Below are 12557 nucleotides of genomic sequence, written 5' to 3' on the forward strand. Positions count from 1 at the left end.
GATGTCCAATCGTGCCGGCCTCACCGACCATTACGTGCTGCCCCAGAATGATGTCCGGCTTCGGAAAGCGTTCCATCATCCCGTCGTCAATCATCGCCTTTGCTCCCCTGCCGATCTCTTCGCCGGGCTGAAAGACCAGCATCAAAGTACCGCTCCATAAGTCACGATGATCCGCCATCAGCTGTGCGGTGCCCATCAACCACGTCACATGCAGATCGTGGCCACACATATGTGCCACATCCACGGTCTCTCCGTCGGCGGTTTGTCCCTTCTTCTGACTGGCATAAGGCAGGCCGGTCTTTTCCGCCATTGGCAAGGCGTCCATGTCGGCGCGCAGCATGACCGTTGGACCGTCACCGTTTTTCAATAGGCCGACGACGCCAGTTACGCCAATCTGTTCGTGGACTTCATACCCGAGCTTCTTGATATAGGCGGTCGCGATAGCCGCTGTGCGTGTTTCCTGCATTGAAAGCTCAGGATTGGCATGGAGATCCTTGTAAATGACCTCCAAGGCAGGCAGCACCTTGCGGATATCACCGGACATTTTTGACATTCTTTGATTACGAGCCAAGGTATCCATTTACCCCTCCAATTCAAGGCAATAGTTATAAATCGGTCGATATCTGTATCTGGGACTACACATCACTCTGCGACGTTCCAAACGATATTTTCATATGGGCGTAGGGCAGTGCTCACGAACTCTTTTTGATCGCGGGCAGGTTCCATTGATATTTCAATGACAGCATTCGTATCAGGGTACATAGCGCAATCGCAGCCCAGGGACTAAACCGATGATCAATCCAGTGCAGATCGCCGAGGACCTGGATTGTCGCCCCCAGCAGCGCTGCCGATGCATAGATTTCCTTGGTCAACACCACGGGAACCCGACCGAGTAGCACGTCCCTGATAATGCCGCCGCCTACCGCCGTAATGACCCCTAGCAGGAGGGACAATTCGACATCTGGTACATGTGTGTAGACTTTGTGGGCACCGAACGCAGCAAAAAAACCCAATCCGACTGCATCGAAGAACAGCGTCGGCTGAGCCAGCCGAAGCAATAAATGCTGAAAAAAAGCAGCCAAAGCGACCGCCAAGGCAATAACGACAAGATACTCGATGTTAATGAGGCCGGCGGGGGGGAGCGCACCAATGCATAGATCGCGAATCACACCGCCGCCACAGGCGGTCACAAAGGCGACGACAAAAACGCCGAATATATCCAGCTGGCGATCAATCGCAGCCAAAGCGCCGCTCACGGCGAAGACAAACGTTCCCATCAGGTCAATGGCAGGAAATACCTCGAATCCCATTTTTGTTTCCTGAATGCAGTGGCCTTGCGGCGCAAAAAACTGTATGAGTTATAGCGCAAAGAATAGTGCCATTCTGGCGCTTCAGTGATGGCCGAGATTTTTGAGTTGCGCCGTCATGCTTAGCCTCCTATCACGTGAGAACAAGCAGAGCCGAAAAGCCAGGCTCTACTGGGTTACTCAGTCAGGTAGACAATACCTCCAGAGTTTCAATGGATGAAATCTGTGATTGATATACGTCACATAACAAGATCGAATACCTTTGAGGGATTGTCGGCGCAGGGCTCAAGTCTGATGGGATGCGGAGGGGGCTCTAGCGAAGACTGGGTCTCATACAGTGTCGAACAGAACAGGTGTTGCAGCCTGTTGAATAAAATCACGCATCCAGATCACTGCTGGATCAAAATGGCTACGTGGATGCCAAGCCAATTGCAGGGTAAAGCAAGGCGCCGCAAAAGGTAGCTCGTAGAGCTCTAAATCACCGCCCAATTGAATGAAATGTCCGGCTGGCAATGTGCACACGTAGTCACTATTGCGCAGCAGATGGGGGATCAGCGCCAGTTGCGGCAAAGTCATGACCACCCTACGTCGGCGCGCCTGACTGGCCAGATATTCGTCCATGTAGCCGATTGGGGTGCCTAAGGCGCCAGACATCGTTAAGTGTTCAAGATTGCAATAGGTGTCCAAATCCAAAGCAGCGGTACCGCGCGGATGGCCTTGGCGTTGAGCCATGAGAAATCCTCCCTCGTAAAGCGTGCGGGCCTTCATGCTAGCAGGTATCAACCGATCTAAATCAATGAGCATATCGACTTCGCCGCGTTCAAGCTGAGTCGCGATATGGTCTGGTCGTGGTCGTTGGATATCTATTCGTAGCCTGTGCGGGCCGAGCGTTTGTAGAAGCGCCACCAGCTTCATGCCAACTGCGAGCATTGCATCCTCACCCATGGCGATACTGAACTCTCGGGTGTCTTTGTAGGGGTCGAAGGTAGGCTGAAAATTGATGACTTTTTCCAGGCCGTTAAGTGCTGCGCTTAACGGCAGAGCTAACGTCAATGCCAAGGCGCTAGGGGTCATGCCTCGACCGTTTTCAGCGGCTAAAAGTAAGGGGTCGCCAAACACCGTTCGCAGTCGCCCCAGTTGTGCAGACATCGCCGGCTGGCTGATATTCAGGCGCTGTGCGGCGCGGGTTACGTTGCGTTCCTGGAGCAAAATTTCCAAGGAGACAAGGAGGTTCAAATCGATCTGAGACAAGTCCATTCAGAGTCCTACGCGTATCAGAGAATCAACTACCAGCGAGCGGCTTTAGGCTGGTTACGAATGAGTCTATTTAACCAGATTATATGACCTATATTTGTTATTTATTTGATCTATCGTTAGCGGTGCATTATTTTGCCTGCATCCTTTAGCTCGCAACTCAAAAAATGGCTGAGGCGGTGATCAGCGGTTGTACCGCACGTCGAGGCTATATACGCGGGGCGCTTGGTAAGCACCGCTGCGACCATCGTCGTGCCGGGCTTATTGTATTGTCGCCAGACCGAGGGATGAATAATCTCCGGAGCTTCTATTGTTCTTCCGTTTTGTTTAACCCGGAAGGGAAGCATTTTTGCAAAGACCCTCTACACTACTCTCTACAGACAAGAACGCGTTCAATACCTTGAGGAGTACCGACATGAAGAAGAACCTACTGATAACCAGTGGATTGTTCGTAGTTGCCGCTTCATTCAACCTGCAGGCGACTGCCGCTGAGGATTTGTGCGCCGCAAACCTGCAAAGCCTGCAGGACCAAAAGGTTAGCACCGCCGAGAGCTACCCGCAGGTCAAGACGCTGGTAGAGGAAACAATCACGAACGCAAAAGCTGCTCAGGCCCAAGGAGATAACAAAAAATGTATAAGCATTACCAGGAAGGCGCTGATCAAGCTAAGAACCTATAATAATTAACACCGTACACGTTTTTCAATTTTTACTGGCGGGCATGCTGTATCGCACAGCAAGCTCTTTATGCCTATGAGGTCATTGCCTCATAGGCTAGCTGTCTCCTGAGATATCCTCCCCTTGGGATTACGATCGTACGTTATATCTGGTGGTGATGGCTAAAGGCTTTTAGGTCGATATCAATTTAGATGGCACGCTACGTAAAAATGGTGAAAAAATTCTAGTCCGCATTATTTAAAGTGGTATTGCCGCGTTTCGCGTCTACTCTTTAATCACCCAGCACCGGGAAACGACGATGAGCACTAAAAATAAAATAGTATTAAGCGGATGCTTTTTGCTAGGGTGGGTCAGTTGTGCCGCCCATGCCGATGAAGAGATGTTTTCTTCTACTTCCCGATGGATGACCGGCGACTGGGGAGGGCTGCGCACAGAACTGCTCGATAAAGGTTACGACGTCCAACTCAGTTACCAGTCAGAGAGCGCCGCCAACCTCAGTGGCGGTTATGATCACGATCACACGGCACGTTATACCGATCAGTTCAATATTGGCGGAGCCCTCGATCTAGAAAAAATTATGGGCTTACATGCTGCGAATCTGCAACTGCAGATTACTGAGCGCAGTGGTCGAGACCTGACCAATGATCGGCTGGCGGACCCTCGTACCGGTACTATTGGTTCATCCGTACAAGAAAACTACGGGCGCGGCCAAACCTGGCGGCTCACCGTTCTGGCCTATCAGCAGAAGTTCTTCGATGACGTGCTCGACATCAAAGTGGGTCGGTTGCCAATAGGCAGCGATTTTGACTCGACCGGCTGCGTATTCCAAAACAACTCGATGTGTGGCGGGCTGGTCGGTCACGGGGCTACCGTGTGGTACAACTCGCCGGTTGGACAGTGGGGTGGGCGGATCAAAATCAACATAACGCCGCAGGTCTATGCCCAAGTGGGTGCGTATGAGTACAACCCGACGCTGCTGGATAGCAACAATGGTTTCAAGTTGAACACCTCAGGTCGCCAAGGTAATACCTATGTCGGGGAACTGGGCTGGACACCTTCCCTGGGCGCCGAAGGGATGACAGGCAAGTATATGGTGGGCGGGTACTGGAACTCTGCCAACGCTAACGACGTATTGAGAGATGACAACGGTGTCGACAAGCAACTCTCCGGTAATCCTGCCGATGTACACGACGGCCGCTTTGGTTACTACGCCTACGCACGCCAACAAGTTACAACGGTCGGCGGTGATGCCAAGCGTGGCTTAAGCCTGTTCGTGCACTACGCAGGGTACGACAAAGACACGAGCACGATCGATTGGCAGGCCCAGATGGGTGCAATTTATGCGGGTCCATTTGATGCGCGCCCTCAGGACTCGGCGGCCATTGGTATCAGTGAGCTCCACGTCAACCCGGCAGTGACAAAGAACCAGGCTTTGCACAATCAAGTCAACAACCTCGATGATTATAACAACCCTGCCTATCAGCCAATCCAACACGCGGAATATGCAGCTGAAATTCACTACGACTTCAAAGTGACGAACTGGTTAATGCTTCGACCTAACTTGCAATACCTGGCCAATCCAGGAGGCGTCTATCAGGTTGACAATGCGTTCGTTGCAGGTTTGACCGTTAATAGTAATTTCTAAAGGACCACGTACCAACTCAATTGGGATTACGCCTCAATAACCTGTAATAGCAGGAAAAGACATGAACATCCTAAAGAGCGCGAACGTTATGAAACCCACCCGGCGGACTTTACTCAAAAGCCTGTTGACCGCCTATACCGCTTCATTGGTCCCGTGGGCTCTGGCCGAAACAGTAGACAACGCCGACCAAGGTGCATTTGTCGCCATGTCGGCGATCATTGCCGGGCGACAAACCCTCGACAGTGAGTTGGCGAAAAATCTTTATCAAGCCCTCATCGCTGACGATCCGACCTTCGCCAAGGGCGTCAAGGACCTGCTGACGTTAGTCAACGAGCGCAAGATCGACCCCGCACAATTGCAAAAAATGCTTGATGACGAAAAGTCGCCATTGGCACCTGTTCCGCGAAAAATCGCCACTGCCTGGTTCATGGGCGTCGTGGGCAGTGGTGAGCATGCGCGCTGCCTTGCTTACGAAAATGCCTTGAACGCCGTGATTGTCGCTGATGTGCTCAAGCCGCCGACCTATGCCTATGGTCCTTATGGCAGTTGGGCAAAAAAACCAAATGTAGAGGTGCCAAATGTCTGACCAGCTATCGGCTGATGTTGTGGTTATTGGTTCGGGGATCTGCGGATCGCTGGCAGCATTGAAATTGGTGAAGCAGGGCGCATCCGTTCTGATTCTCGAAGCTGGAGGGGCGATCGACCGTGGACGTATTGTCGCGGCGTTCCGTAACTCAACACGCAAAAGCGATTGGATGTCGCCTTATACCTGCTCGGAATGGGCGCCACATCCCGTCTACAAACCTGTCGATAATGGCTACCTGATACAGGCCGGACCCTATCCATATCCGGCGGAATATATTCGAGGAGTCGGTGGCACCACGTGGCACTGGGCAGCTCAGGCCTGGCGTGTGGTGCCCGGCGATATGCGCATTCACAGTTTGTATGGGGTAGGCGTCGACTGGCCGCTGACGTACGAGGAACTCGACCCTTTCTATCAGGAAGCGGAAGAAATCTGGGGTGTCTCGGGTGCAGAAAATACCGGTTCGCCGCGCAGCAAACCGTTTCCGATGGAACCCGTCACCGAACCCTATGCCATGCGCCGCATACGTGAGCGGCTAGCGCCGACCTACGCGGTGGTGGGCAATACGACCGCACGTAACAGTCGCAGCTACGACGGACGACCAGCTTGTTGCGGCAATAACAGTTGCCAGCCAATCTGCCCGATTGACGCGCAATACCATGGCGGCATCGCGATTCAGTCAGCGGTGGATGCTGGCGCGAAGTTGCAGATCAATGCCGTGGTTTATCGTATCGAGCATGACGACAGTGGCAAGATCGTCGCCGTCCACTATTACGACCCGGATAAAAAAACCCATCGGGTTGCCGGCAAGACGTTCATCCTCGCCGCCAATGGCATCGAGAGTCCTAAGCTGTTGCTGATATCGGCCAGCGACAAATACCCCAACGGTCTGGCCAACAGTTCCGGCATGGTCGGCCGCCACCTGATGGACCACCCAAGTACATCGGTTACCTTCGACGCCGATGAGGAATTGTGGCTGGGCCGTGGGCCACAAAGTCCCAGCTCGATCAACACCATGCGCGATGGTGCCTTCCGCAAAGAGCACGCGCCTTACCGCCTGGACTTTACCAATATCTCCCGGGTGAATAGCGCCACTGACGCACTGATCGCCAGCGGTGTATACGGTCCGGAGTTCGAGAAGCAATTGCGCCATCGTGCGGCGTTTGAGATCAGCCTCAAGGATGTGCTCGAAGTACTGCCTAACCCCGAGAATCGCATCACCCTCAGTTCGCAAAAAGACGCCTTGGGCATTCCCAAACCTGAAGCGCACTACTCCATTGATGACTACACCCGACGGGGCGCCCAAGCGTCGCACAAGGATTTTGCGCGCATCGTCGAACTCATGGGCGGTACCAATGTGCGCTATAGCGCAGAGGGTAATTTCGCTAATAACCAGCACATCACCGGCACCATGAGCATGGGGAATGACCCAAAAACCTCGGTGTGTGACAGCTTCGGTCGGACCCACGATCATGAAAACCTGTTCATCTGCAGCACCGGTGTGATGCCTACCGCGGCGACCATGAACTCGACATTGACCGGCGTAGCCCTGGCGCTACGCACCGCGCATCACATAATGCCCGATCGAATCATTGCTCGCGTATCGCCCTTTGGCTCATCGATCGAACAAGTGCGAGGCTGACCTTCAATGAACTGGAAAAAGTGCCTCATCGGCCAACTGGTTATCTTGGCCACCAGCATCGTAACGCTGCAAGCCAGCGCTGCGACCCCTGACAACGAGCTGATACAGCGCGGCAAATACCTTTCCACCGCCGGCGACTGTGTGGCGTGCCACAGCGCGCCAGGTGGGAAGCCATTTGCGGGCGGGCTTGCGTTGCCGACACCGATCGGCGAGATCATTGCCACCAACATCACCCCGTCAAAAACCGCTGGCATCGGCAATTACACGCTGGAGCAATTCAGTGACGCGCTGCGTAAAGGCATTCGCGCTGATGGCGCGCATCTATACCCGGCCATGCCCTATACGTCTTATGCCAAGGTCAGCGATGACGACGTCAAGGCGATGTACGCCTATTTCATGAACGGTGTCGCTGTCGTGGACACGGCAGCCAAGCCGACTCAATTACCCTTTCCGTTCAACATTCGCTTGTCGATGGCCGGCTGGAATCTGTTGTTCCTCGATAGCCAACCCTACAAGCCAGACCCAGCGCAAAGCCCTGAATGGAATCGAGGTGCCTACCTGACTCAAGGCTTGACGCACTGCAGCGCATGCCATTCGCCACGCAACCTATTGATGGCCGAGGTCGGCTCGAAGGAACTGGCCGGCGGTGAAGTAGGGACCTGGCATGCGCCGAATATCACCTCTGATGCCAACAGTGGCATTGGTGGCTGGGACACCGGTGAGTTGGTCAAATACCTGAAGACGGGCCAGAGTTTGGGTAAAGGCCAGGCAGCCGGGCCGATGGCTGAAGCGGTCGATAATAGCCTGCAGTACCTCACTGACGCTGATCTGAAAGCTATCGCGGTTTACATCAAGAGCGTTCCTGCACAGCGTGAAGCTGCGGACAGTAAACCGGTCTTTGCCTTGGGTCAGAAAACCGATGAGCTGAGCAGCCTGCGTGGTGTTGCATTGCCTGCCGATCCGAACAAGATGACCGGCGCGCAAATCTATGATGGCTACTGTGCTTCTTGCCACCAGGCTCAGGGCCAAGGCAGTTTCGACGGTGGCTTGCCTTCTTTGTCGCACAACACGGCGGTAGGTCGCAGCAACAGCCACAACCTGGTGATGGTCATCCTCGAAGGAATTCATCGTAAAAGCGATGGCTCAGATGTGAGGATGCCCGGTTTTGCCAAAGAATTGACTGACCCGCAGATTGCTACGTTGGCCAGTTACCTGACCAAACACTACGGCAATCCTGGCACCCAGATCAGCGTGGACCAGGTCGTAGAGCAACGGGCTGGCGGGGCGAAATCCCATTTGGCCGCGTTGGCACAGGGGGCCATTGCGGTGGGAGTTATTGTCGTTCTCATACTGGCTTTCTGGCTGATTCGTCGTCGACGTCGTACTTGAGTCGCGCTTATAACGAGAAAGGTAGGCGCTGAACAAAAGGCGGGCTTTCTAAATACGGCAGTGGCGTTAGCGTCAATCCGCGAATTTATTGTCACTGCATCGGGTAAAGCTGCTCATACCCCGATAACGCATGTGCGAGCCCGCTGTTTTATTTTTCTCACTGCTCCTTAAGGGGGTAAATTTTGGGCACCACTTTTAGGGCCCTTTTTGCGCCCAACCTGTCTGCCGTTCAGTTTTCCGTTAAGACACTTATTGGCGCAGGGCTTGCTTTATGGCTAGCCCTGCGATGGGGGCTAGAGCAACCTTCGTGGGCACTTATGACGGCTTTTGTCGTCGCTCAACCGCTTTCCGGAATGGTGCTGCAAAAGGGTCTCGCTCGTTTATTCGGTACCCTGGTGGGAACCACCATGTCGGTGGTTTTTATGAGCATAGCGGCTCAGGCACCGTGGCTTTTTCTCCTTAGTCTTGCGTTATGGCTGGGGTTGACCACCGCCTTTTCCACAATGATGCGTAGCGCCTTTTCCTACTCCTGCGTGTTGGCGGGTTATACCGTCGCAATTATCGCCTTGCCGGCGTTAAGCAACCCTCTAGGCGTTTTCGATCAGGCAGTGGCACGGTGTACGGAGATCAGCCTGGGAATTATGTGTGCAACGTTGGTCAGCGCCTTGTTATGGCCTTCAAGGGTAGAAGTCGCGCTCACCAATCAAGCACGGGAAGCTAGCAAGTATGGTGTTCAGGCGGCACAGGCGAGTTTGGTCGGAGGCGATACGGCTCGTAACGATCTACTCGAGCTGCTTTCCAGAATCATCGCAGTAGATGCTCAGCGCGAGCACGCATGGTTTGAAGGTCATTCCGGACGACAGCGTGCACGGGCTATTGGGGCGCTGGTCCAATCATTATTGATGATGCTGCGCCTTTGTCGTTCAGTCCGTAGGCAATGGCAACAACTGGACGACGTCCAGGCGCATGCCTTGGCACCCTGGTTGGAAGAGGTCAGGCAGGCTTTGTCGGCCCCTGACCAAGCAGAGGTTGAAGCATTGAGGCTCCGACTCTGGGAGCACGCCAATAATCCCCAAAGCAGCAATGCCGAACAATTCTGCATGGGGCGTATGGCATTAGTGCTGGATAACGCTATTGCTAGCAGCCGTGCGCTGAAGGACGTAGAGGAGGGGCGTGGAAACTCCCCGGGGTCGATCAGTCTCGCCGTACACAGAGATGCGGTCTCCGCAGTCTTGTTTGGTACGCGTAGTGCATTGGCTTTTCTGGCGATGGCTTGCCTTTGGCTTGCGACGGCCTGGCCAGCAGCAACCAGCGGAATGTTACTCACTTGCGTGGTGTGTGGGTTGTTTGCAAGCAAGGAAAACGGCGCTCAAATCGGCATGAGTTTTCTACGCGGAATTGCCCTTGCGGTACCGACTGCCCTATTTGTCGGACAGTTTATTTTGCCGCAATGGAGTAGTTTCGCCATGCTCTGTCTGGCATTGGGCGTACCGTTATTCTTCGGTGCACTGGGTATGGCGCAGCCTAAGACCGCCGGCACGGCAACTTCTTTTTGTCTGCACTTTATTGTCCTGATTTCCGTCAGTAATCACATGACGTATAGCGCAGGGACGTTTTTTAATAATGCGATGGCGATTGCTATCGGTGTTTCCGCCGCCGTACTGGCATTCCAATTATTGGTCTTTCGTTACCCCGTCTGGCAAAGCCGCCGATTGCGAAATTCAACCCTTCAGGATCTGGTGCGCTTGACTCAGCGCGACCTAACAGATGCTGAAACCTGGTTCGGTGGCCGCATGGCAGACCGCTTATTACAGTCCGCACAGCTGCGTAAGGATCCGTTGAAAGCTGATCGTTTGCACCTGGACGGCGATATGCACGGGCTGGATATAGGTGATGAACTGATTCACCTGCGTAAATGTCTCGCTATGTCAAAGGTCTCCATGGGAGGGCCTGACAGGCTTTTCTTGAATGCCGTAGCCGACGTGCTTGAGCAACCACCTAGAAGCAAGCGTGCAGGTGCGCTGGATTCAGCAACAGACCTGTTTCTGCAGGCATTGGACCGTTATCCGGATAGTAATGAGCTGCGCCTCGCTCGCGGTGCTGCCCGGCAAATTAGACATAGCTGGCAGCGCTGGTGTGAGAGTCAGGAGGACATCCATGGGTTTACGTGAATGGTCGATAGGTGGGGTGTTGCTCAGCCCCTTTTTGTTTTACATGGCGCTGGCGTTTGCGATCACAATTGGTTTACGAGCGTTGCTGCATTTAACGGGTTTGCATCGGTGGATCTGGCACGAAGCATTATTCGACGTTGCGCTTTTCGTTTGCGTTTTGGCGTTAGTGACCACGGTGTTAGGGCCGTTATAAAAAGGAGTAAATGATGCGCATGTTGGTACGCGTTGGAGTGACCCTCGCGCTGGTCTTGGTGGCTGTGTTTGCTGGGTATGAACTGTGGCGCTATTACATGCTGTCGCCTTGGACACGCGATGCGCGTATTCGCGCGGATGTCACCACCCTCGCACCTGACGTATCGGGTTGGGTAGAGCAACTGAAGGTCGTTGATAACCAGGCGGTCAAGGCTGGAGATCTGTTGTTGACGATTGACCATGACCGTTTCGAGGCTACGTTGCAAAAAGCGCGTGCTGTAGCTGAAACCCAGCAGCAAAAACTAAAGCAAAGTGAGCACCAAGCGCAACGTCGGACCACTATTGGAGCAGGTGCGGTGAGCGCCGAGCTGCTTGAAAACGCTCAAATCGATGCGAAAGTCGCGCGAGCAGCAGTCGATGAGGCATTGGCCGATGTCAGGTTGGCAGAGATCGATTTGGCCCGGAGCACGATGGTTGCGCCACGCAGCGGCCATGTCACTAACTTACAGTTAGCGCAGGGGAACTACGTCAATACTGGACAATCCATCATGGCGCTAGTGGACGACTCGACTTTTTATGTTCTAGCCTATTTCGAAGAAACCAAGCTTCCCCGGGTAAAAGTGGGTGATCCCGTAAAGATTTGGCTCATGAGCACGGGTGAACCTATGCGCGGTCATGTCCAAAGCATAAGTCGCGGCATCACGGACGCCAATACCAACCCTGATCAGCAACTGTTGGCAGAGGTTGAACCCACCTTTAACTGGGTACGCCTGGCACAGCGCATACCCGTGAGAATCAAAATAGATCAAATTCCAGAGGGGAGTATTTTGAGCGCAGGAATGACGGCGAGTGTTCAGGTAGAGCACCAAGAAAAACCCGATAATTGAAATGGCACAGTGTTGCTGGAGTGCCAGACTCATCCGGCAGGATTAGTACGGTATGAAACCTTGCTGTGAATCGGCCTCCCGATAAACCTCCGCGATCACGGCCGCAAGTTCCCCCGGGTGGGTCAGAAAGGCTTCGTGGGGACTGTCGATTTCAACGACGCTGTCGACGTGCAACCTTTGCGCAAACCGTCGTTGCCAAGTCGCTGGCAGGATGTCATCGCGCAGGGTGAGGATGAACGTTGACGGTATTAGACCCGGATAGCCAGGGCGATAAACAGGTTGAATCGCGACAGCGGGTGGCGTTGTTTCTTGCGCGACTTCACCTAGTAGCCATGCCAGTTGAACCGGGTTGAGGTCAGCCCCAAACATAGCGACGGCCATTTGCTCAGGAGAAGTAATGAGCGGATCAAGTGGCCAGCCAACTTCACCTTCCTGCTCGCCGTGCCGTGAGTTGCCGAGCATTTGCATGATCGATTGGCCCTCTTCCGGAACGGCGGTGGCCAAGTAGATCAAATGCCCAAATAGTGCTGGGTCTTCAACGGCCATCATTGGCAGTAAAACCCCGGCTATAGAGTGGCCGAGTAACAGCCCGTCGCGGACATCAAGCTGGCGAAGTTCAGCGTTTAATTCCTCAACGATAGAGGACAGTGTTAGCTCGGTGACAGGCCTGCCACGTTTGGTCCCGCAGCCGGGCATGTCGAGGGTGATGATGCGCTCGAAGCTATTACCCTTTTGTTCCAGAGCTTGGATAAGCTCAGTCCAACACCAAGAACCGTGTTGGCCGCCGTGGAGAAGAATCAGATCGGTCATT

Annotated in this window: 12 protein-coding genes; 8 read left to right on the top strand and 4 right to left on the bottom strand. The window is 53.9% G+C overall.

From position 1 onward, the window contains the following. From M0974_RS04750 to M0974_RS04760, 3 genes are all read right to left on the bottom strand, one after another. Nucleotides 1-580: M20/M25/M40 family metallo-hydrolase (locus M0974_RS04750; protein WP_297833431.1), on the bottom strand; the 580-nt coding region annotated here is incomplete at its 3' end. A gap of 112 nt (nucleotides 581-692) precedes the next feature. Then, nucleotides 693-1310, bottom strand: coding sequence for a trimeric intracellular cation channel family protein (locus M0974_RS04755; protein ID WP_297833433.1), 618 nt, complete (start codon nucleotides 1308-1310; stop codon nucleotides 693-695). A 327-nt stretch (nucleotides 1311-1637) separates the two neighbouring features. Continuing rightward, nucleotides 1638-2564 (bottom strand): LysR family transcriptional regulator, encoded by a 927-nt coding sequence (locus M0974_RS04760; RefSeq protein ID WP_297833435.1) that lies wholly within the window; start codon nucleotides 2562-2564, stop codon nucleotides 1638-1640. Between the two features lie 412 nt (nucleotides 2565-2976). Here M0974_RS04760 and M0974_RS04765 point away from each other — a divergent pair, with 412 nt between their 5' ends. From M0974_RS04765 to M0974_RS04800, 8 genes are all read left to right on the top strand, one after another. After that, entirely contained in the window at nucleotides 2977-3246 is a 270-nt protein-coding gene (locus M0974_RS04765; RefSeq protein WP_297833437.1) for a hypothetical protein, read from the top strand. Between the two features lie 289 nt (nucleotides 3247-3535). After that, nucleotides 3536-4882 (top strand): carbohydrate porin, encoded by a 1347-nt coding sequence (locus M0974_RS04770; protein ID WP_297833438.1) that lies wholly within the window; start codon nucleotides 3536-3538, stop codon nucleotides 4880-4882. Between the two features lie 61 nt (nucleotides 4883-4943). Beyond that, nucleotides 4944-5468 (top strand): sugar dehydrogenase complex small subunit, encoded by a 525-nt coding sequence (locus M0974_RS04775; RefSeq protein WP_297833440.1) that lies wholly within the window; start codon nucleotides 4944-4946, stop codon nucleotides 5466-5468. Further along, nucleotides 5461-7107, top strand: coding sequence for a GMC family oxidoreductase (locus tag M0974_RS04780; protein ID WP_297833442.1), 1647 nt, complete (start codon nucleotides 5461-5463; stop codon nucleotides 7105-7107). The genes M0974_RS04775 and M0974_RS04780 overlap by 8 nt, the downstream gene beginning before the upstream one ends. Before the next feature lie 6 nt (nucleotides 7108-7113). After that, nucleotides 7114-8496: a c-type cytochrome gene (locus M0974_RS04785; RefSeq protein WP_297833444.1), complete on the top strand. Its 1383-nt coding sequence runs from the start codon at nucleotides 7114-7116 to the stop codon at nucleotides 8494-8496. A 182-nt stretch (nucleotides 8497-8678) separates the two neighbouring features. Beyond that, a complete protein-coding gene (locus M0974_RS04790) occupies nucleotides 8679-10667 on the top strand; it encodes an FUSC family protein (RefSeq protein ID WP_297833446.1) in 1989 nt (662 codons plus the stop codon). Continuing rightward, nucleotides 10654-10860 (top strand): DUF1656 domain-containing protein, encoded by a 207-nt coding sequence (locus M0974_RS04795; protein ID WP_297833448.1) that lies wholly within the window; start codon nucleotides 10654-10656, stop codon nucleotides 10858-10860. The genes M0974_RS04790 and M0974_RS04795 overlap by 14 nt, the downstream gene beginning before the upstream one ends. A gap of 13 nt (nucleotides 10861-10873) precedes the next feature. Then, nucleotides 10874-11746 (top strand): HlyD family secretion protein, encoded by an 873-nt coding sequence (locus M0974_RS04800; RefSeq protein ID WP_297833451.1) that lies wholly within the window; start codon nucleotides 10874-10876, stop codon nucleotides 11744-11746. A gap of 42 nt (nucleotides 11747-11788) precedes the next feature. On the opposite strand, the gene M0974_RS04805 is transcribed toward M0974_RS04800, so the two are convergent. Then, nucleotides 11789-12556, bottom strand: coding sequence for an alpha/beta fold hydrolase (locus M0974_RS04805; RefSeq protein WP_297833453.1), 768 nt, complete (start codon nucleotides 12554-12556; stop codon nucleotides 11789-11791). Between the last annotated feature and the right edge of the window lies 1 nt (nucleotide 12557).

Origin of the sequence: Pseudomonas sp., from assembly GCF_026224925.1 — a bacterium.
Lineage (GTDB): Bacteria > Pseudomonadota > Gammaproteobacteria > Pseudomonadales > Pseudomonadaceae > Aquipseudomonas.